The 22,476-nt window shown below is 35.8% G+C and carries 18 protein-coding genes; 8 read left to right on the forward strand and 10 right to left on the reverse strand.

The window, feature by feature from the left end; all coding sequences use genetic code 11:
* Positions 1-98: 98 nt before the first annotated feature.
* From panC to JMA43_RS01570, 4 genes are read left to right on the forward strand one after another with little or no spacing between them, the layout of a single operon-like run.
* Positions 99-947 carry a pantoate--beta-alanine ligase gene (gene panC / locus JMA43_RS01555; RefSeq protein WP_342154245.1) on the forward strand — a complete coding sequence of 283 codons (849 nt, stop codon included), beginning with the start codon at positions 99-101 and terminating at the stop codon, positions 945-947.
* Positions 948-959: 12 nt separating this feature from the next.
* Entirely contained in the window at positions 960-1,310 is a 351-nt protein-coding gene (gene panD / locus JMA43_RS01560) for an aspartate 1-decarboxylase (protein ID WP_342154246.1), read from the forward strand.
* Between the two features lie 3 nt (positions 1,311-1,313).
* Positions 1,314-2,279, forward strand: a complete 966-nt coding sequence (locus JMA43_RS01565) for a lysylphosphatidylglycerol synthase transmembrane domain-containing protein (protein WP_342154248.1) — start codon at positions 1,314-1,316, stop codon at positions 2,277-2,279.
* A gap of 33 nt (positions 2,280-2,312) precedes the next feature.
* Complete coding sequence (locus JMA43_RS01570) at positions 2,313-3,458, forward strand: alpha/beta hydrolase (protein ID WP_342154251.1); 1,146 nt, start codon at positions 2,313-2,315, stop codon at positions 3,456-3,458.
* An 88-nt stretch (positions 3,459-3,546) separates the two neighbouring features.
* On the opposite strand, the gene JMA43_RS01575 is transcribed toward JMA43_RS01570, so the two are convergent.
* A complete protein-coding gene (locus JMA43_RS01575; protein WP_342154253.1) occupies positions 3,547-4,980 on the reverse strand; it encodes a glycosyltransferase in 1,434 nt (477 codons plus the stop codon).
* 217 nt (positions 4,981-5,197) lie between these two features.
* Between JMA43_RS01575 and radA the strand changes: the two genes are divergently transcribed.
* Together radA and JMA43_RS01585 are read left to right on the forward strand one after the other, a co-directional pair.
* Positions 5,198-6,559, forward strand: a complete 1,362-nt coding sequence (radA, locus tag JMA43_RS01580; RefSeq protein ID WP_342154255.1) for a DNA repair protein RadA — start codon at positions 5,198-5,200, stop codon at positions 6,557-6,559.
* 111 nt (positions 6,560-6,670) lie between these two features.
* Positions 6,671-7,360: an META domain-containing protein gene (locus JMA43_RS01585; RefSeq protein ID WP_342154257.1), complete on the forward strand. Its 690-nt coding sequence runs from the start codon at positions 6,671-6,673 to the stop codon at positions 7,358-7,360.
* Between the two features lie 75 nt (positions 7,361-7,435).
* Here JMA43_RS01585 and JMA43_RS01590 read toward each other — a convergent pair whose 3' ends face one another.
* From JMA43_RS01590 to JMA43_RS01610, 5 genes are all read right to left on the reverse strand, one after another.
* Positions 7,436-8,476, reverse strand: coding sequence for an NADP(H)-dependent aldo-keto reductase (locus JMA43_RS01590; RefSeq protein WP_342154259.1), 1,041 nt, complete (start codon positions 8,474-8,476; stop codon positions 7,436-7,438).
* 264 nt (positions 8,477-8,740) lie between these two features.
* On the reverse strand, positions 8,741-9,700 hold the full coding sequence (locus tag JMA43_RS01595; RefSeq protein ID WP_342154261.1) for an OmpA/MotB family protein: 960 nt from the start codon (positions 9,698-9,700) through the stop codon (positions 8,741-8,743).
* 24 nt (positions 9,701-9,724) lie between these two features.
* Entirely contained in the window at positions 9,725-10,489 is a 765-nt protein-coding gene (locus JMA43_RS01600) for an exodeoxyribonuclease III (protein ID WP_342154263.1), read from the reverse strand.
* Positions 10,490-10,898: 409 nt separating this feature from the next.
* On the reverse strand, positions 10,899-12,443 hold the full coding sequence (locus tag JMA43_RS01605; RefSeq protein WP_342154265.1) for a glycine--tRNA ligase: 1,545 nt from the start codon (positions 12,441-12,443) through the stop codon (positions 10,899-10,901).
* Between the two features lie 35 nt (positions 12,444-12,478).
* On the reverse strand, positions 12,479-13,399 hold the full coding sequence (locus JMA43_RS01610) for a hypothetical protein (RefSeq protein ID WP_342154267.1): 921 nt from the start codon (positions 13,397-13,399) through the stop codon (positions 12,479-12,481).
* Positions 13,400-13,439: 40 nt separating this feature from the next.
* Between JMA43_RS01610 and JMA43_RS01615 the strand changes: the two genes are divergently transcribed.
* Both JMA43_RS01615 and JMA43_RS01620 read left to right on the forward strand, forming a co-directional pair.
* A complete protein-coding gene (locus JMA43_RS01615) occupies positions 13,440-14,138 on the forward strand; it encodes a ComF family protein (RefSeq protein ID WP_342154268.1) in 699 nt (232 codons plus the stop codon).
* A 50-nt stretch (positions 14,139-14,188) separates the two neighbouring features.
* Entirely contained in the window at positions 14,189-15,796 is a 1,608-nt protein-coding gene (locus tag JMA43_RS01620; RefSeq protein WP_342154269.1) for an Ig-like domain-containing protein, read from the forward strand.
* Here the strand turns inward: JMA43_RS01620 and JMA43_RS01625 are convergent.
* The 4 genes from JMA43_RS01625 to JMA43_RS01640 are packed head-to-tail and all read right to left on the reverse strand — an operon-like array spanning position 15,783 to position 22,470.
* A complete protein-coding gene (locus JMA43_RS01625; protein WP_342154271.1) occupies positions 15,783-16,556 on the reverse strand; it encodes an amidohydrolase in 774 nt (257 codons plus the stop codon). The genes JMA43_RS01620 and JMA43_RS01625 overlap by 14 nt on opposite strands.
* Positions 16,557-16,567: 11 nt before the next feature.
* Positions 16,568-17,023: a hypothetical protein gene (locus JMA43_RS01630; RefSeq protein ID WP_342154273.1), complete on the reverse strand. Its 456-nt coding sequence runs from the start codon at positions 17,021-17,023 to the stop codon at positions 16,568-16,570.
* A gap of 38 nt (positions 17,024-17,061) precedes the next feature.
* A complete protein-coding gene (locus JMA43_RS01635; RefSeq protein WP_342154275.1) occupies positions 17,062-19,743 on the reverse strand; it encodes a DUF5689 domain-containing protein in 2,682 nt (893 codons plus the stop codon).
* Positions 19,744-22,470, reverse strand: coding sequence for a carboxypeptidase-like regulatory domain-containing protein (locus JMA43_RS01640; RefSeq protein WP_342154277.1), 2,727 nt, complete (start codon positions 22,468-22,470; stop codon positions 19,744-19,746).
* Positions 22,471-22,476: the final 6 nt, after the last annotated feature.

The following is a 22,476-nucleotide window of genomic DNA, read 5'->3' on the forward strand; positions in this document are numbered from 1 at the left end:
TGTTTCTTTAGACTACTGTTTAAAGAATGCAAAAATACAAAAAATATGCCTAATTAGTTAATTTTATATAGCTTTGCACGCTGTTAATTTTTTATCAAATGCAAATTTTTAATCAAAAAGAAGCATTAATTCAATTCCTTCAGAAGGAAAAAAAAGAGAATAAAACCATTGGTTTGGTACCCACCATGGGCGCCTTGCACAAAGGGCATCTCTCTTTAGTTGAAAAAGCGCTTAACAACAACGATATTGTGGTGGTTAGCATCTTTGTAAACCCTACTCAATTCGACAATAAAACCGACCTAGAGAAGTACCCAAAAACTTTCGAAAAAGACGTTGAAACATTAAAAACTGCTAGCGAAAACATCATAGTTTTTGCACCTACAGCAGCCAATATTTACGACGACGATATTTCTTCTGAAACCTTCGATTTTGACGGTTTGGAATTTGAAATGGAAGGAAAGTTTAGAACCGGACATTTTGACGGCGTAGGTACAATTGTAAAAAAACTATTCACCATTGTTGAGCCAGACAATGCCTACTTCGGAGAAAAAGATTTTCAACAGTTGCAAATTATCCGCAAAATGGTTGAAAAAAGTAAGCTTCCTGTAACCATTATTGGTTGTCCAATTAGCAGAGAAGAAAGTGGTTTGGCGATGAGTTCTCGAAACGAACGCCTTGATAACGAAATCCGTAAGGAAGCAGCTTTCATCTACAAAACCATTTCCGAAGCAAAAGAAAAGTTTGGCACAGAAAGTGCATTAGATACGGTAAACTGGATAAAGTCGCAATTTGATTTACACCCTAATTTTTCGCTAGAATATGCAGAAATAGCTGACGAAAAAACGTTAAAACCTGTTAAAATGAAAGAAAAAAATAAAGACTACAGGCTTTTTGTTGCTGTTTATGCAAATGAAATTAGACTGATCGATAATATTGCGCTAAATTAATACCTTTGTAAGATGCAAATTGAAGTAGTAAAATCTAAAATTCACAGAGTTACCGTTACGGGTGCCGACCTAAATTATATAGGAAGTATCACTATTGACGAAGCCCTTATGGAAGCCTCCAACATTATTGAAGGTGAAAAAGTGCAAATTGTGAATATCAATAACGGCGAACGCCTAGAAACTTACGCCATTAAAGGAGCTCGAAATAGCGGAGACATTACGCTAAATGGTCCTGCTGCACGAAGAGTGCAACGTGGCGATATTATCATTATCATTTCTTACGGAATAATGGACTTTGAAGAAGCAAAAAGCTTCAAACCTTCATTAATTTTCCCTAATGAAAAAGACAATTCTCTTACCTAAAAGGTGAACAAAAAACTTATAAATATTCTAAAAAAAACACTCCCACTTCTCATCGGAGTGTTTTTAATTTGGTACTCCTACCAAAACACCACCCCACAAGAAAGAACTAGCATATTTAACGCCGTACAAAACGCAAACTACTTTTGGGTTTTCATCTCGTTACTACTTGGTTTTTTAAGTCACCTTTCGAGAGCTTTTAGATGGAATTTACTTTTAGAACCTTTAGGTTACCAACCCAAAATAACCAATAACATCATGGCCATTTTTGTTGGCTATTTGGCAAATTTAGGAGTTCCACGCTCAGGGGAAGTTTTACGAGCAAGCAGCCTAACAACCTATGAAAAAGTACCTTTCCAAAAAAGTTTCGGCACCATTATTGCCGAGCGTGTTATCGATGTAATAATGTTATTGTTGGTAGTACTAATAACCGCCATTTTACAAACCGAAATTATTGCCAATTACTTTGCTGAGAAAAATATAAACTACCTTAAACTTATAGTAATTGCTAGTGTTTTAATTGTAGGCGGACTCGTATTTTTATTACTGATAAAAAAAGCTAAAAGCGGTTTTCTTCTGAAAGTTAAAAACTTTGTTTTTGAATTATTAGAAGGTGTTTTAAGCATCTTTAAAATGAAGAAAAAATGGTTATTCCTATTTTATACTTTGTGCATTTGGATACTTTACATCGCTATGTTTTGGGTAATTAAATTTAGCATCCCAGAAACTGCTTCACTTCCTGTAAATGCAATTTTGGCTTCGTTTGTAGCAGGAGCATTTGCCATGAGCGCTACCAATGGAGGTATCGGACTTTACCCAATTGCGGTGAGTAAAATTTTACTCATTTACGGTATTTCAAAAGCTTCTGGTGATGCCTTTGGATGGATTATGTGGACAGCTCAAACAATTATGGTTGTATTTTTTGGTGCGCTGTCTTTTCTTTTACTTCCAATATACAACCGAAACAAATAATTTTTTATCTTTCCACTTCCAAATCTGTTTATTATGAAAAATACTACAATTGCATGTATTGCACTATGCCTGTGTGCAATAACTTCATTTGCACAAAAAACTACTTCGACTATCGAGTCGATTAAACTAGCCGAAGAAAGAGATATTCAACTGTATGTCCCTGAAGATTATTCCGCAGAAAAATCGTATCCGCTCATCGTTGTTTTAGATGCCGATTATTTGTTTGACGCAGTGGTTGGAAACACTAAGTTTTACGCTTATAAAGATGAGATGCCACAGAGTATTGTAGTTGGAATCAACCAAAAAAACAGTCGCTATGAAGATTGCTTTTACAGCGACGAAAATGGTTTTCCGGATAAAAAAGGAAATGCGTTTTTTGAATTTATTGGCATGGAGCTCATTCCTATGATTGCCAAAAATTACAATTTAGCACCCTTTAAAGCTATTGTTGGGCACGACACTTCGGCAAACTTCAGCAATTATTATTTGTTTAAAAACAACCTTCTTTTTAATGCCTACATAAATTTGTCGCCCAATTTTGCTCCTACATTAGAACATAAAGTTCCAGAGAGATTGAGCAGTCTCGATACCATGACTTTTTATTATTTGGCAACTAGCGAAAATGACGAAAGTGAAAATCAACAACGTATCGGAGTGTTTAACAACAACATGAAAAGCGTTTCTAACAGTAACATTCATTATTATTTTGATAAGTTTGAAAACGCCAATCACTACGGAGTTGCTTCCTACGGAATCCCGAAAGCACTGGACAAGATTTTCAAAATGTACAAACCCATCAGTGTTGATGAGTACAAAAAAGAAGTTTTGGCATACGAAGGTCCAATTGTGGGTTATTTAACTGATAAATACAATACTATTGAGAGTTTATTCGGTTTTAAAAAACAAGTAAGTTTAAACGATATGATGGCAATTTATGCAGGAATTAAAAAGAAAGACGACTTAGAATCGTTAGAAGAGCTTAGCAAAATTGCCAAAAAAGAATACCCAAACACAATGCTCGGGTTCTTTTTTGAGGCTGAATATTTAGAAAAAATGGGGGAACCTAAAAAAGCGATGCGCACCTACGAGAAAGCATTCGGAATGAAAGAAATAGATTTCCTTACCAAAGACCTTGCACTAGAGCGAATCGATGCTCTAAAAGCAGATTTCGGCTGGTAACACTTCAGTCTTAAAACATAAAAAAAGCGTTCGTTTAAATTAATTTAAATGAACGCTTTTTCAATATATAATGGACTATTAAGAATTTTTAAGATGGAATAGCAACGACTTCTTTTTTCGTTTCTTTCTGACTCAAATCTCTAGTAAGCCAACCTCCTTTTCCAGCAGTTGCAATGGCGTAAGGCGTTATCCAAAACAATGTAAATGCATGAAACACACTATAAGGATATGCCCAAAATGATTCTGTTATACTATGTTTGTTTGCGTAAAAAATAGCCTGCATGCTCGAAAAAACCATGATACCTGCAAGTGTTGAACTTAAAAACAAAATTGGATAAGTTACCACAAAGTACAGCATCAAAATTATTGCAGGATATGCCATTGTCATTTTCAACCATTGGTTTAGAAGTAAAATTCGAGTTCCAGATTTCGGTCCTTTTCTAAAGTCGGTAAAAGCAAATTTACTCATCGCTAAATTTTCTCTCACGTTACTACGCTCCCAACGGATAAACATTTTGTATAAGTTTTTATAACGCTCTGGCACATTTGTATACACATAGGCTTTACGCTGAAACAACACATTATAACCTTGCTTTAAAATCATGTTTGTCATGGCGCGATCTTCTCCAATTTTAGAAACTTCACCCATAAAAGTTTGAGTAATCCACTCATTTAAACAGTTAAAAACAGCTTCTCTTCTATATGCTGAAAGCGCTCCTGGCGTACATAAAACAGAACCTAAATGACTCTGCGCAGAACGAATAAACTCAAAACTAAACGCAAAGCTCACATTTAACATACGAGGAATAATTGCAGTTTTATTGTTTAAAACACGCACATTACCAGCTACGGCGCCACAATTTTTGTTCACTACAAACGGACTTGCCATAACGCGCAATGTATCTTTAAGTACTATCGAGTCGCTATCAACCGTAATAAACACATCACCTGTACCCAATTTAAATCCTCTGTACAAAGCATGTCGCTTTCCTCTATTTTCTGGTTGTTGGTATATCGAAATACGGCTTCCAAATTCTTCTTGAGCCTTCTTCATCCACATCCAAGTATCGTCTTTACTTCCGTCGTCAACAGAAATAATTTGCAGTTTATCTTCAGGATAATCACTATCTACCAAACTTTTTAAAGTTTTGTAAACTAGCGCTCCCTCATTGTATGCAGGCACAATAACGGTACACAGTGGTAAATCTTCATCAGCAACAGATTTTATAGCTCTGTACTTTAAATACAACGTTAAAATGTAAACTATAAAACTAACTTTTAAGCATAACAAAGTAAGTCCTACTCCAAAAATTACCATTCCAAAAGTAGAGTTCATTCGCTCCATTTGAATTTGCTCAAAATAGGGTTGTAAAAAAAAGAATAAAGAAACTCCTCCGAGCAATAGTAAAAATGTTCCGAATAAAATAAAGGTTGAAGATGAATTAGAAATATATGTTTCCAAGCGATTTTGTTTACTTGGAATTGATGTATCTAGCGTACTTGAAATTGTTGATTGACTCATAAGGTTCATTTTAATTTGCTAAATACATTTCAATATTAATACCAACCTGAACAACCCCTATAAAACAGCTAATTACAAAAAATACGATTTAAAAACTGTATAAATATTACTCACAATTGTATACTTGAGTACAGTTTAAAAACCTAGATTATACAATAGTACCGCCGTTAAAAAACTAAAAATCTTCGTACCTTTCAACTTCAAAAAATAAAGCTGAATGGCAAAAGTAAAGACTACATTTTTCTGTCAGAATTGCGGTACACAATACGCAAAATGGCAAGGACAATGCTCTTCTTGTAAAGAGTGGAATACATTGGTTGAAGAAATTGTTCAGAAAGAGGACAAAAAAGGATGGAAAACAACCGATACTTCTTCTAAAAGAACTGCAAAACCACTCCGAATTCAAGAAATTGATGGCTCTCAAGAAATGCGAATGTCGTCTGGCGGAATGGAGTTCGACAGAGTTTTAGGAGGCGGAATTGTACCGGGATCGGTAACACTTTTAGGTGGAGAACCAGGCATCGGGAAAAGTACACTTTTGCTACAAATTGCACTTCATTTACCGTTTAAAACACTTTATGTTTCGGGGGAAGAAAGTCAGAAACAAATAAAAATGCGCGCCGAGCGTATTCATCCAGACAGCCAACATTGTTATATTTTAACAGAAACAAAAACGCAAAACATCTTCAAACAAATTGAAGCGACAGAGCCAGACATCCTCATTATCGACTCGATACAAACGCTACACACCGATTTTATCGAATCGTCTGCAGGAAGTATTAGTCAAATTAGAGAATGTACTTCCGAGCTTATAAAATTTGCCAAAGAAACCAATACGCCCGTAATTTTAATTGGGCATATTACAAAAGACGGCCACATTGCAGGTCCAAAAATTCTAGAACATATGGTGGATACTGTACTTCAGTTTGAAGGCGACAGAAATCATGTGTACCGAATTTTAAGAGCACTTAAAAACCGATTTGGCTCGACTGCCGAATTAGGAATTTACGAAATGCTTGGCAGAGGTTTAAGAGAAGTGAGCAATCCTTCGGAAATATTAATTTCTAAAACCGAAGAAGAATTGAGCGGAACCGCAATTGCAGCTACGCTTGAAGGAATGCGACCATTGATGATTGAAATCCAAGCGCTCGTAAGTACCGCTGTTTACGGAACTCCGCAACGCACCACAACAGGATACAATGTAAAACGCCTCAACATGCTTTTGGCAGTTTTAGAAAAAAGAGCAGGGTTTAGATTGGGCGCAAAAGATGTTTTTTTAAATATAACTGGCGGAATTTCGGTTGAAGAACCTGCCATTGACCTAGCTGTTGTAGCGGCCATTCTTTCAAGCAATGAAGATATCGCTATCGATAGAACTATTTGTTTTGCTGCTGAAGTTGGTTTAGCAGGCGAAATAAGACCTGTACAAAGAGTAGAACAACGTATTTTGGAAGCCGAGAAACTCGGTTTTTCAACTATTTTCGTTTCTAAACTCAATAAAATATCACTTAAAAACACACAAATAAACATTCAACGTGTTGCTAAAATTGAAGATGTCGTCGCTTATTTGTTCGGATAAATTTTAAAAATGATGAAAAAAACAATACTACTTACATGCAGTTTGATACTATTGATTGCTTGTAACAGCACAAAAAAAGAAACAAAAACTAAGGAAGAAAACACACTAAAAATGGAAAAACCAGTAGATAATACAACTACAATCCCATTAGAAACCGATTTTGTGGCGACTGGTAAAAATCCGTCTTGGAGTGTACATATCGATTTTGATAAGCAAATTAGTTTTTCTGCTTTAGACGAACCAAAACAGCTTATTCTTCCTGTTCCTGAAGCTCGAAAACCTCAAGATGTAAATGCCGTAAATTATTCAGCAACAACAGAAAATGGAACTTTACAAGTCACTATTTTCAGAAATAACTGTAACACATCTACTGGGAAAACCTTCGGTTACAAAGTTCGAGTTCGTGCCAAAACAAATGAAATGGACGACTATAAAACCTTTGAAGGCTGTGGGAAATATTTAGGAGATTACCGATTAAACGATATTTGGGCACTCGTATCTATCGACGGGAAAGAAGTTGATAAATCCATGAAACGACCTAATTTAGAATTTAACTTACGCGAGAATAAAGTATACGGATTTAGCGGATGCAACAGAATTAACGGAGCCTTATCGGTAAAAAACAATAAAACAATTTCGATTGGAGATTTGATAAGTACTAAAATGGCTTGTCCAAATGCAACCCTTGAAAGTACTTTTATGAAAGCTGTAAATGGAAAGGAATTCTCGTATAGTTTCGACAACCTTATTTTAACGCTTACTTCGGAAGCGCACACACTTACTTTTAGAAAAGTAGATTGATAATAGTTGAAAAAAGAGGTTGTTAAAAACTATATTTTTAACAACCTCTTTTATTTTTTAATACTCCAGACGATTTTACGGCGCAGGATTCGGAATTGCATTATGAATTTCATTAATTTCTGAAAGGATTTCTTCTGACAATTCCACCGAAATACTTTCTATATTTTCTTTTAATTGGTCCATTTTGGTTGCACCAATAATATTGCTAGTTACAAAAGGTTGTGCATTTATAAAAGCAAGTGCCAACGTTGCCAACGACATATTGTTTTGCTTAGCCAAGTCGTAATATTTTTGTGTTGCCTCCAAAGACTGTTTCCCATTGTAACGCGACATTTCTGGAAACAAAACTATCCTAGCATCTTCCAGCCCATTTTTTTCGATATACTTATCTGTTAAACGGCCAAAACCAAGTGGAGAGTACGGCAACAAGCCAACATTTTCTCTCATAGAAATTTCAGCAAGACCAATTTCATAAGTTCTGTTAAGTAAATTATATGGGTTTTGAACCGTAGAAATACGCGGAAGTCCGTTAAATTTATTCTCCTCTAAAAAACGCATTACACCCCAAGGAACTTCATTCGAAAGTCCGATATACCTTAACTTCCCTTGTTTTATAAATCCTTCTAAAATTTGAAGTATTTCTTGAATGTTATCTTTCCAGTTTTCATCTGCGTTATGCACATAGTCACGATGTCCAAAACAATTTGTAGTACGGTCTGGCCAATGCAATTGGTACAAATCAATATAGTCGGTTTGTAGTCGTTTTAAACTTCCGTGAAGCGCATCTTCAAATGCAGTTTTGGTAAATCCTTCCTCTCGAATACTGTGTTCGTTAAACTTAGAAGGCCCCGCAATTTTACTTGCTAATACAATTTCCTCTCGATTTCCCGATTTTTTAAACCAGTTTCCAATAATCGTTTCCGTGCTTCCTTGCGTTTCTTTTTCCTTCGGAATGGCATACAATTCAGCAGTATCAAAAAAGTTAACTCCTTGTGCAAAGGCATAGTCCATTTGTGCATGCCCTTCGGCTTCGGTGTTTTGCTTTCCCCAAGTCATTGTTCCCAAACAAATACGACTTACTTCGAGCGCTGAATTTGGAAGTTTATTATATTTCATATCGCAATTTTTTAAAATAAAATAATGTCAGTATTTCATTTTTGTCTTGACACAAAAACGAAACAAAAAAGTCAAGACTAATCTAAAAAGTATAAAAAAATCTACGGGAACTACATCCACAGATAAAAAGAACTCGCTTCGCTCAGGCAGCTTTTTATCTCTCTCCCAAACTGCTCCCTTGATTTTCAACACTTTTTAGATAGGTCGAAAGCAAGATGAACCAATACAATTGAAAAAAACAAAATAAGTAATGATATTATAAACTTAAATATCGTTTAACAACTTAGTTACCTCATCTAGTTTTGGCGTTAAAACAACTTCTATGCGTCGGTTTTTTGCTTTTCCTTCGGAAGTGTCATTACTAGCCACAGGAAGAAATTCGCCTTTCCCTGCTGCGGTTAAATTTGCAGGATTGATTTGTTTGTTTTCTTGTAAAATCTGTACAATAGCGGTTGCTCTTTTGGTCGACAAATCCCAATTATCCTTTAGCGCGCCGTTTCCTCCATAGGGCACATTATCGGTATGCCCTTCTATCAACACATCGATATCTGGGTTTTGCGCCAATACATTCCCTAGTTGTTGCACAGCCTTACGTCCATTTGCATTCACTGCCCAACTTCCGCTTTGAAACAACAATTTGTTTTCCATAGAAACATACACCTTTCCGTTGCGTTGTTCTACCGTTAAACCTTTTCCTTCAAAATCTAAAAGTGCTCTCGAAATTGCATCTTTTAAATCTTTCATAGCAGCATCTTTCGACGCTATTAAGCTTTCTAACTCTACAACTCTTTTGGAACGAGCTTCCAATTGTTGCTTTAAAGTTTCTAGCCTTGCACTTTCAGCAGCCAATGCTTTTTCTTTTTCTTCCAACTGTTTTAAAAGCGCTCTATTTTTTTCTGAATTTTCAGCAATTGCTGCACTGCTATTTTTTTCTAACGCATTGTAAGAAGCTTCCAAATTTGCTAAATTACTTTTGGCTGCTTCGTAATCTTGCTTTAACTGATTACGCTCTGCTAAGACTTCATCGTACTGCTTTTGAAGCGTATTCAAATTATTTTCTAATTGATTGTTTGCCGATTTTAATTCGTGATTTTCAGTTTCAAAATCGTCTTTTTGATTTTTTAACGCATCGTATTTACTTTGCAAATCGTTGTATACTTTAGACGACACACAAGACGTTGCAAGTATTAAAAACAAAACTCCTGTTAATACCTTGTTTAGCATAATTTTCTGAGGGATTTTAAAAAATTAATCTTCTAATTCAACTAAAATAGGACAATGGTCGCTATGTTTAGCTTCTGGTAAAATAACGGCTCTTTTTAATTTTTCTTGTAAAGGCTCGGCAACCATATTGTAATCGATACGCCAACCCTTGTTGTTAGCACGTGCATTTGCTCTGTAACTCCACCAACTGTAATGGTCTGGTTCTTTATTAAAATGACGGAAACTATCGATAAATCCACTATCGATAAAATTACCAATCCACTCGCGCTCTACAGGTAAAAACCCTGAAACCTTAGCATTTCTCACAGGATCGTGAATATCGATAGCTTCGTGACAAATGTTATAATCTCCGCAAATAACAAGGTTTGGAACTTCGTTTTTAAGCGCATTTACATAGGTTTGAAAATCATCCATATACTTAAGTTTGTGCTCAAGTCTGTCGATATTTGTTCCTGAAGGCAAGTACAAACTCATTACCGAACAAGTGTCAAAATCGGCACGGATGTTTCTTCCTTCAAAATCCATATAGTCAATTCCTGTTCCGTAGGTAACGTTATTTGGCTGCGTTTTAGACAAAATTGCAACCCCGCTATACCCTTTTTTTTGGGCACTAAACCAATAATGATACGGGTAGCCAGCTTTTTCAAAAACCGATAAATCTAACTGCTCTTTATTGGCTTTAATTTCTTGTAAACATATTACATCTGGGTTTGCCGATTGTAACCATTCTAAAAAACCTTTGTTGATTGCTGCACGAATTCCGTTTACGTTATAGGAGATAATTTTCACGAATTGAAATTTTAAAAATTAAAAAGCTAAGATACGGATGTTTTGCTAAAATGAAGAACTGTAAAAGATGGTGTTGTAGATTGAATTCAGCCGAATTCAAAGATTAACTTCAGCTAAAGTATAATCAATTTTTTTTTTTCAATTTCCTAAATAGATTTCATTTTTGTCTTGACACAAAAACGAAACAAAAAAGTCAAGCCTAATTTTAAAAGTATCAAAAAATCTACGGAACCATCCTCCATAGATAAAAAGAACTCGCTGCGCTCAAACAGCTTTTTATCTCTCACCCACACTACTCCCTTGATTTTCAACACTTTTAAAATAGGTCAATTCATTCCTTATGAATAAAACAAAAAAGAGTAGCTATTTTGACACAGCTACTCCCTTAAATTTTTTATTCTGAAAAACACTATTTTGCTTTTTTAAGCCAGTGTTTTATATCAACTTCTTGTTTTACAATGTCGCGAAGCTCTTCAATCTTCACACGCTTTTGCTCCATAGTATCACGATGTCTAATTGTTACTGTATTGTCTTCCAACGAATCGTGATCGACAGTTACACAGAAAGGAGTTCCCGCAGCATCTTGACGTCTGTAACGTCGTCCTACAGCATCTTTTTCATCATAAGTAACATTGAAGTCCCACTTCAAATCTTCAAAAATTTCCTTTGCCAATTCTGGTAATCCATCTTTCTTAACCAACGGTAAAATTGCCACTTTTGTTGGCGCTAATACCGCAGGGAGTTTTAACACTGTACGTGTTGTTCCGTTTTCCAATTCTTCTTCTTGTAAAGAATTCGAAAATACTGCCAAAAACATTCTGTCTAAACCAATAGAAGTTTCTAACACATATGGCACGTAGCTTTTGTTTTCTTCTGAATCGAAATATTGTAATTTTTTATTGCTGAATTGCTCGTGTTGCGATAAATCGAAATCGGTACGCGAATGAATTCCTTCCAACTCTTTAAATCCAAATGGAAATTTAAACTCAATATCGGAAGCTGCATCGGCATAATGCGCCAACTTTTCGTGGTCGTGAAAACGATAGTTTTCATCGCCCATTCCTAACGATTTGTGCCACTTCAAACGAGTTTCTTTCCAGTATTCATACCACTCTTTTTGCGTTCCTGGTTTGATGAAAAATTGCATTTCCATCTGTTCAAACTCACGCATACGGAAGATAAACTGACGCGCAACAATTTCGTTACGGAAAGCTTTTCCTGTTTGTGCAATTCCAAAAGGAACTTTCAAGCGACTTGTTTTTTGAACATTTAGAAAGTTTACAAAAATACCTTGTGCCGTTTCTGGACGCAAATACAAGTCCATTGCAGAATCTGCAGAAGCTCCCAATTTTGTACCAAACATAAGATTAAACTGCTTAACTTCTGTCCAATTTTTACTTCCTGTATCTGGATCTGCAATACCTAGCTCTTCAATAAGTGCTTTTACATCGGCCAAATCTTCTTTCTCTAAAGATTGTCCTAAACGCTTTAAAATCGCTTGAGCTTCTTCAGTATATTTTACCACTCTTGGGTTGGTAGCAACAAATTGGTCTTTATCAAAAGCATCGCCAAAACGCTTTTCAGCTTTAGCAACTTCTTTATCTATTTTAGCTTCAATTTTGGCAACATAATCTTCTACCAAAACATCGGCACGATATCTTTTCTTTGAATCTTTATTATCGATTAACGGGTCGTTAAAAGCATCTACGTGTCCAGAAGCTTTCCAAGTTGTAGGATGCATTAAAATTGAAGCATCAATTCCTACAATATTATCGTGCATTTGTACCATGGCTTTCCACCAGTACTCACGTATATTCTTTTTGAGTTCTACTCCGTTTTGTGCGTAATCGTATACGGCGCTTAAACCGTCGTATATTTCACTTGAAGGGAAAATATATCCGTATTCCTTCGCATGAGATATTACTTTCTTAAATTGATCGTCTTGATTTGCCATGTCGCAAAAATATACTTTTTAGAAGAATTAGAATTTTATTTCAGCTTAAAAACTGTAGAAGCCAGCAAATTTTCTTTGTAAAACACATTTACGCGATAATCGCCTTCCATTTCTAGGTCTTTTACAATAATGTAGTCGCAAATTCCCATGGGCTTATTTTCGTAATCTACTACAATTTTTTTGCTGTAAATTAGTTTTTTATCTCCAAAATTAACGGCAGCTCTATTTCCAATAATTTGATTTTTAGGATCGATAAACTGTACGTAAAAAACATGTTCTCCTGGCTGTAAAAGTGTTCCTGGAGCAATGTTAAAACAGGCTCTAAGTCTTTCGGCTTTTGCAGCGCGGTTGGTTTCTATAACTTTTCCGTTGCTACGCGCTTTATAGGCAATTCCTACAAGTGCAGACACTTTTAACGCAGGGTCTTTATCTATCTTTTTTGAAAGCTGAATGTTTTCGTTAATTAATGAGTCTGTAAATTGTGTGAGGTTTTCGTTGGCACTTTTAAGTGCGTTGGAGTAACGCTCTAACTCGATGTATCGAAGCTTTGTACTATCAATTTCTTTTGAAAGTAAAAAGTTCTGTTGCTTGATAGAATCGGCAACTTTATGAAGGTATTTATTTTCTTTTCGTATCTCGGCAAGTTCTCGGCGGTAACGCCCCAAAATTTGATAATCGACTTCTAGGAGTTTGATAGAATCTTTTAGCATGCTTATTCGCCTTCGGCTAAAATCAATCTCTTTTATATGGCTTTCGTTTTCTTTGGCGAGGGTATTTAAATCGTTTTCAATACTCTCCAAATCTTCTACAATCATGCCCTTAGCGTTTTCTAAAAAAGACACCTTTTCTTCGCTTTCTACATAATTAAAATATGAAAACCCTGTGAGTGCAGCGATACACATCAGCAGTACTCCTAAAATTATTTTTTGTCCAAGTTGCTTTTTTTGAGCACTCATTTAAATTCGTTAGATTTGAGTATAACTTCAATCTTTTTAATTGATTAAGGCAGTAAAGATACTAAATGATCTTCAAAATTTATTTTTTCCGATCACTTGTTTAGGGTGTTCCGAAATTATAAGTTCGAACGATGCTTTGCTTTGTGTTTCTTGTCGGCATCAATTACCACTCACTCAATTTATTACTTATAACGACAATCCTACCGAAAAAATTTTATACGGACGCATAAAAGTTGAAAATGCAGCTTCTTTTATTCAGTATTACAAAAAGGGAATAAGCCAACAACTTATCCATCAGCTTAAATACAAAGGGCATCAAGAGGTTGGAACTTTTTTTGGAAAATGGATCGGACATGAAATTTTAAATTCTGACAGATTTAAAGGAATTGACTATGTTGTTCCTGTTCCACTTCATCTAAAAAAATTAAAACAACGGGGCTACAACCAAGTGAGTAATTTTGGAAAAGAAATAGCAACTGCAATAGATGCTATTTATACGGAAAAGCTTTTGCTGAACACCACTTACACCAGTGCACATGCTTTAAAAAACCGAATGCAACGCGCTACGAGTTCGCAAAATAGGTTTGCGTACAATGAAGATTTCCCGATAGAAAACAAGCACATTTTATTGGTAGACGATGTAATTACTACGGGCGCCACGTTAGAGAGTTGTGTACGCGCCTTCCCAAAGGCCTTGCAATTAAAATTTAGCATTATCACGATTGCAATTACATCTTAATTTCAACGTTACTAAAAATAATCGTTAATTTGCAGCTTTAATTGGGCTTGATGAAAACTAAAAATCTTTTCAGTTACATTTTATTTTTTGTACTATTTATCAGTTTAGTAAACTGTGCCAGAAGAGGTACTCCACAGGGAGGACCAAAAGATTTGGATCCGCCAGCAATTACTTCATCTTATCCGCCTAATCACACTATTAATTTTGATGCTGAAAAAATCCGAATCAACTTTGATGAATACATCAAATTAAAAGATTTACAAAAGCAACTTATTGTTTCGCCTCCGCTTAAAAACACCCCTTATATTTACCCGCAATCGGGTGCTAGTAAATACCTTGAAATTGAACTGCAAGATACTTTAAAAGAAAATACAACGTATGTTTTTAACTTCGGACAAAGTGTGGTAGATAATAATGAAGCAAACCCATATTCGTTTTTTAGTTATGTATTTTCAACAGGGTCTTATATCGATTCTTTAGCCCTCGACGGATTTGTTTTTGATGCGGTACAAAAAAAGCCAGACACCTTTATTTCGGTAATGCTTTACGAAGTAGATTCGGTTTATACCGATTCTGTAATTTATCAAAAACCGCCAACATATATTACCAATACCCTTGATAGTTCGACTAACTTTAGACTTACAAATTTAAAAGAAGGAACATACAGACTCATCGCTTTAAAAGACAAAGCCAACAATTATAAATTCGATCCAAAGACAGATAAAATTGGTTTTATAGACCATTTTATTACTATCCCGAACGATTCTATCTACGGAATAGGACTGTTTAATGAAGTTCCTGTGTTTAAAGCGTCAAGACCTTCGCTTATTGCAAAAAATAAACTGTACTTCGGATACGAAGGAAATCCAGAAGGCATGGAAATTAAATTACTTTCCGAGAAGCCTGCCGATTACGATTTTCGTACTTTTCCTGATGTTGAGAAAGATACCATCAACTACTTTTTTACACCTTTTAAAGCCGATTCGCTTATCTTTCAGGTAAGTAACAAAAAAACCATCGATACATTTACGGTTCGGATGAAAGAACTCTATGCCGACACACTCGTTGTAGCACAATTAAACAAAGGGTTTAAAATAAACGACACGCTTAAAATTCACGCTTCAACACCTATCGAAAATTACAACGACAAGCTGATTACGGTTTTAGACAAAGACTCTGCAAAGATTGATTTTACTGCTGATTTAGATAAAAAGAAAAATATTTTTAAACTGAAGTGGAATTCTGATGTTGGCCAGAAATACAAAATAAATTTACTTCCTGGCGCTATAACCGACTTTTACGGAGATGTAAACGACACCTTAAACTACAATGTTGCTACTAAGAATATTGCCGATTTAGGAAGCTTACGTGTAAACCTAAGAAACGTTGCCAAATACCCTGTTATTTTACAATTAACCGACAATAACGGTGTGGTAAAACACGAACTTTTCATCAAAGAGAAAAAGCCAACTTACGAGTTTAGAAACATAGACCCTGCAACTTATTTAATCCGTGTAATCCACGACAACAATGGAAATGGAAAATGGGACACAGGAAACTTCTTGACCAAAACACAACCCGAACAAATTAGCTATTATCCAGACCCTGTAGAGCTTCGTGCCAATTGGGAAATCGAACAGACTTTTACGTTACAGTAAACTGGTCTCTGTCGTCTAAAAACTTAAATTTATTTCGAGCTTCATCAAGTTCATTCTTTAGAAGTCTGGTGTAGATAATTTCTTCTTTTTCAGAAAAACTCAACAACGCTCCAAGCGGATTGTAAACTGCCGAATGCCCTACATATTCGTGTCCGTTTCCATCCAAACCAACTCGGTTTACCCCAACACAGTAACTCATGTTTTCAATTGCACGCGCCTGCAACAAAACATCCCATGCTTGGATTCGCTTTTTAGGCCAATTAGCAACAAACAAAAGCAAGTCGTAATCTTCTACATTTCGAGCCCAAACAGGAAAACGGAGGTCGTAACAAACAAGTGGACAAATACGCCAACCCTTGTATAAAAACACTAGTTTTTCTTTTCCAGCAGTGTACACTTTATCTTCTCCAGCCAATGTAAACGTATGCCTTTTATCATAAAACTGTACCGTCCCATCGGGAGTTACAAACACAAATCGGTTATAAAAATTATCGTTTTCAACAATAGCCAAACTCCCAGCAATTGCAATATTTTTTTCTGCTGAAAGTTGTTGCATCCAGCGTACGGTTTCTCCATCCATCGGTTCGGCAACTGCTTTTGCATTCATGGTAAATCCGGAAGAAAACATTTCCGGAAGAAGAATAACATCTGCTGTGTTTTGCACTTCTTTTATTTTCTGCTGAAGCATTTTTCTGTTTGCTTCTGGGTCTTCCCAAACTAAAGAAGTTTGCACACTTGCTATTTCAAGAGTTAACGACATTCTTACAATTTTTATGATTTTCGCGATAAAATTCCTGCAACTACATTGTGTATTCGAAGCGCTATTCCTATAAGCACCGGAACAATTACCAATGTTAATGTAAAATACAAAAAATACATCGATGCGCTTTCACTTCCTCTAAAAGCTTCTTGTGCTTTAAAATTAAAACGCCAATTCCCTGCAAAAACATAGCCTATAAACAACCATAAAACCGCGAAGCATAAAATCAAGAAAATAATTCTTCGATAAAAAAGATGAAATTTTTTACTCGGCTGATACAAACTCTTATTTCCGTAGAAAATTACTATTGGAATAAAAATAAGAATACTCCACGCTAAAAAACCACCAACAGGCACTGGTAATCCTAAAAAGGTGTTGTTTAAATTGATAACTCCCGAAAGAAACAAATAACAAGAAAGTAACAACAAAAAGAGATAAAATAGGAAATATTGGGTTTGTTTACTCATGGCTAAAATTGAATGCGACAAAACCAAAAATAATAAAATTAACGTACTCCAGGGGTATAATCTTGCGGTGCAGTTTTAGGCTCTTTAAAAGTTCCTGAATCTCCAGTATCGTTATAAATTATCCATTCAGAAAACGTATAGCTACTATTATTTTTCACTACGGAAGTTTTTCGTACGGCACGCCCATCTTCAAATTCATGGTTTGTACCCGAGCCATCTTCCCCTACAACGCCAAATATATCTACAACCATTCCGTTACCATCGACTAGTTCTATATTATCATCCCCATTTGAGTCGGCTGCTCCTCCAGTTCCACCATCCAAATGTGGAGTAAAACCATAGGTAGCTTCAAACGAAACAGCATCGGCAGCAATTACAAAAGTAGCATTCGGTAAAATCTCATAACCCGATAAATCAATCACACTGCGCTCGGTAAATTCGACATTGGTATTGGTGTATCTTCTAAGCACCCAACCGTCCAAATTTACCGCCTCCGAACTCGAATTATAGATTTCAATAAACCGCATATTTACAGCAGTGCTATTGTTATCGGGGTCGGCAATTTCAGAAATAAAAATAGCATCACTAGTATATTGCAACGAACAATCTTCATACGTATTTGTAAATTGGAAAGCACTTAAATTTTGAACATACAATCTGTTTTGATACGGAATCCCAACAAGTGTTCCATTGCCTTCAGCAACCGTTGTATTTACAAAAGTGGCTGTTTCCAAAACCGATAAAGGGAACTGCATTTCGCAATTCGTTAGGATGTTTTCTCCTGAAAAAGTATTTGCCGTATTTTCAAACTGAACATTGTTTAACTGGATAACTTTATACTGATTTTCTTCTGAAAACAATTCGTCAATACTGATTGTTTTAGGTAAAATTTCTTCTCCTGCAACCACATTTAAAATATGGTTTTCGGTAATTCCACTGAATGAAAATCCAAACTCGGTTTGTTCAATGCTTACCCCTCGTAAAGCTATTTCCACCTCAGAATAAATCGGGATTTCTAAAGCTGTTTCTAGTTGCAACTCCACCCCAATATTACCATTTTGCACAATCATTCTCTGACTATCGATATTTCTTGTTGCGTAATCGGAAGTAACGGTAGCGGTAATTTTTAGATTTTCTGTTATTGCTTCGGAAGAATTTCCGTGCTGTAGCAAGAGCATTTCCAAAGCTATTTCCGTAGCACTTTCTAACACATTACAAGGTTCGTTAACCATTTGCGAAACATCATCTACATTTCGAATTCCTATTTGATAATTTTCATCGTATTGTAAAACACCGATTATCTTACCATTCCCTTGCGGAATTTGTTCATTTGCATTTTCAAACCTACGTGAAATTCGCATCGATAATTCATTCGCCTCACAGTCGGAAAAAGTGTGATTTGTATTTTTATTACTCACAACAAAAGTGGAATTTTCAACAAATTGAACCGAATCGATAGCGACTAATCGTCCGATATCGTCTTCCGAAATTTCATCTATTCGAATACTTTTTGGCTCAACAATTTCCGATTCATTTTCAATATAAAAAAAGCGATAAAAATCATCTTCTTCAATTCCTGAGAAAGTTCCATTATTCAAAACTCCTAGTGTCAACTCGCCATTTATTTTCTGAAGTGTCATCCCGTTTACAGCAATTTTCATTTTTTGATACATCGGGAAATCTTCAAAAAGATTTGTTTCATCAATACTGATTTTAATCCCGCCAGTACTGTCTTGTACGTAAAGTTCTTTATAGAAATTCCCTTCTTTATCATTAGCAATAATAGATGTTTCAATAACCAACACTTCTTTAAACGTAGTGCTTTCCTCTTGAAACTTTTCTTTTAATGATAGAATACTGGTATTTGCCACTGGAGTTTCACAGAAGTAAGTAACATCATTACATCGGTTTTCATTCATTGAAACATCATTCAAATCTCGAATAGTCAGCACATAATTATTTCGCTCTTGCGTTAAAACTCCTGTAATTTCTCCATTTCCTAACGGAAGTAAAACCGACTGAAAATCGGCAAAACCACTGTTTCTAAGCACTACAGTTTCTCCATCGCAATCAGTTAAAATATGGTCGGTTGTTTCTTCTTCCTCCGCAAAAGTGGCACACAAACTTTCGGGAGTTATTTCAACATTGGTCAACGTCACCAAAGTATTAACAGCAGTGCTATCGAGAGCCGAAATTTGATGTTTATTTGCGTAAATAACTGTTGGTTTTTCACACGATAAAACCACATGTTCGTTTAATTTTGACGCAGGAAGTCGCCCAACCGTAATGTTTCCGAAGGCAGTAAACGCACCTCCCAACTTATAAGTTTCTTTATCATTATCGAGATACAATCCTTTTAAATTCAGATATATTTTTTGCCCCACTGGATACAGTAAATACAACTCCCTTAAATCGATTTCGAGTTGTAATCCTTGCGTTGGATTGGTAGGATGATTTTGAAAGTGAATACTCCCAAAAAAGTTGCCAGCTTCATCCGAAGAAATTACGTACCCTTCAATTATTAAATCATCTTGAATTTGAAGAATTTCACCTTGGTAAAGCGCCTTTACAGCCTCAAAAGTTGTATTCGACACTATATTCGATGTAGCACAAAGATTATCGGGAGTGGCATAATTATCGTCGTGAACACAGGCCACCATGAATCCTAATACACAACAAAGTACCATAAACATTTTTTGTATGTTACGCCCCTTTTTCATCTAAAAACTTATTGCGAAATTTAAAAAATAGGTTCGTCCGTAGCCATACCAGTACTTATTTCCAAACTGTGGCGCTCCCCTTTGCACATCGTTAAATGCTTGTTCGAAATTGGCATTTCTACTTTGCTCATAACCGCCAGTGCGATATGAAACATCGAATAAATTGTTGACACTGGCAAAAACACTTAAATACTTTTTCCCTATCAGCCACGATTTCCCTCCTGTTAAATTCAACAAATACACAGGTGTTAACCGTTCTTGAACTAAAAGTTTTTCAACAGCTTCAGGCGTAGCATTAGGAAATGAGCCTCCTTCTGGGTTTTGTAAAAAACTTTGCGTGCGCTTAATTGCCGAGATATCTACATAATTATCGGCTAAATAATTAGCTGTCGCACCCACCCACCAATAATGCTGACTCCGATAATCTACTCCCACTGAAAAGGCTTTTTGAGGTCCGACCGAAAGCTTATAATCTTTTAAAGTAGCTTCGCCCAAATCGAGTGTTCCGATTAGGTTTATCAATTCATTTTCCGCACCAACGGTATCAAAATTAATTTGCACATCAGCGTTATCTGTAAAGCGATAATCGCCATAAGAAGCAACCGCCGAAAGCTTAATTTCTGTAGTTGCTTGATAGGTAAATCCGAGTTCCCCACCAAGATGTCGCTTTTCGATATCGATTACTACCTCCTGGACAAAATCGCTTCCTACACCTGCATCTACATAAAAATAATTGATATCGGTTCCGTTAGAAAAAGTTGTATAAAAACCCGTTAACCGCATGGTAATTTGTGGTAAATTCAAGTAATAAGAAAGTGTTGCCGATGTAATTTCCTCTGACTTTAAACTCTCAACAACTTTGTTATTTTCTCTAGCGTTTACAAAGCTATTTTGCAAGGTTGGTGCCATATTTGTACGCGTACCCAACACCGAAAATCGATGCCTGTTGTTTAAGGTATATGTAATTCCACCTTTGTAGCTAATGTTTGAAAAAGATAGTTTTTCGCTTTTTCCAAGTGAGGTTATTGGAAAGCGTTCATTTAAAAACAAGCCATTGCGTTGATACGAAGTATTAGAACTTCTAATTGAACCGAAAAACGCCAATCTTTCCCATTGAAAATTAACTTGTAAAAATCCTTCATAACGAATTGTATTCATATCATAATGATATCCAATTTTATCCCCCTCAATTTTATGTACACTCCCGTTTACATCATTTTTTGTTTCTGAAAAAGGATCGATATCTTCATGAAAAGTAGCACCTAATAAATCGGTTAACTGCCCGTAATTTTGACTTTCAGAATTTGCGTACTGAAATCCTCCATCTAGCTTAAAATAATCAGTAAAAGTATAGCTTGCATTTCCGTTAAAAGACAAAATTTGTTCATCCGTTGTATCATCATATAATAGATAGGAGGCACTTTTATTTTCTTCGGAATTGGCATTGTATAAATTACCCCAATGCACCTGCGGATTGTTCACAAAACCATCTCTTGCTAAATTGGCATTTTCAAAATTTGCACCGAGTGGATTATTGATGTAAAAACTCGGTAAGTAACGATAGTAATCTGGATTTGGACTCGCCGCATTGTAATACCCAAGTCGGCTGCTACTGTACTTTCCAAACTGATATGCAGCAGCAAGATTTGCCTGTAATTTCATTCCTGAAAACTCATAATTAAACATAAAAATAGGTTCCTCAATTTTTCGAATTCTAGAATTTCGAATCACTCCATTCTGCATTCCCCAATACGGATTGTAATGACGGCCAACAAGTTCAAAAACCTCTTCAGTAATTGCAGCCGATTTTCCACGTCGGTTAGGTGTATAAAAAGCAGATACGTAAAAATTATGTTTGTTCTTCAGCTGATATCCAACCGCACCAAAAACAGAAAAAGCATCGTATAAAGTACCATCGACAAAGCCTTCGTTGCCCCAACGTCTAGAAGCAGAAATTGAATATGAAAGTCCGCTATTTTTCAACCCCGAACTATAGGTTGCCATGAAGCGCCCACGATACGATTTGTTAGAGCTCGAAGCACTAATTCTCATTCCAGGGCGAAATTTGGAAGGATCGGTATTTATGTAAGAAGTCCCCAAAACACCGCCAAAATTATAAGGTGTTGCTTCCAGACCGTAAAAATCTTCTTGATTGCGAAGTATATCGTTAATCCCACCAAAATTACTCCATTGTGGTCTGCCATTAAAAACCCGATTCATACGAATACCATTTATCAATACATCGCCATACTTAGCATCATAGCCTTTAATTTTAAAAAACGACTGACTAAAATCGAAAGCTGCCCGGGTTGTAAAAATGTCTCTGGTAGCCTGCAAAGATCCGCTCGAAAAATCAGTATCTACATCATCTGTAAAATCGGTATCCGAAAGGGTAATATTGTTTTCTTGTTGAAGTTCGACCAAATCAACCTCCAAAAAAATTTCTCCTAAATCGATGTTTTCTTCTCCCGTAACTACAACTGGCAAACGAAGCGTTTGATATCCTTCTTTACTTATTTTTAAAATATGGTCGCCTTTAGAAATATCATCTAAATAAAATAAACCGTCGGTAGTAGTTTGTACATGCTGAAAAGAATTCTCAACAGTAATAGAAGCGGCATAAATAGGTTGGTTATTTCGTAAATCGAGCACGTATCCTTTGATGCTTTGTTGACCAAAACAACAATTAACGTACACACAAATCCATATGAAAATTACATATTTCATCTACTC

Origin of the sequence: Joostella sp. CR20, assembly GCF_038433465.1 — a bacterium.
In the GTDB taxonomy this organism is placed as follows: Bacteria; Bacteroidota; Bacteroidia; order Flavobacteriales; family Flavobacteriaceae; genus Galbibacter.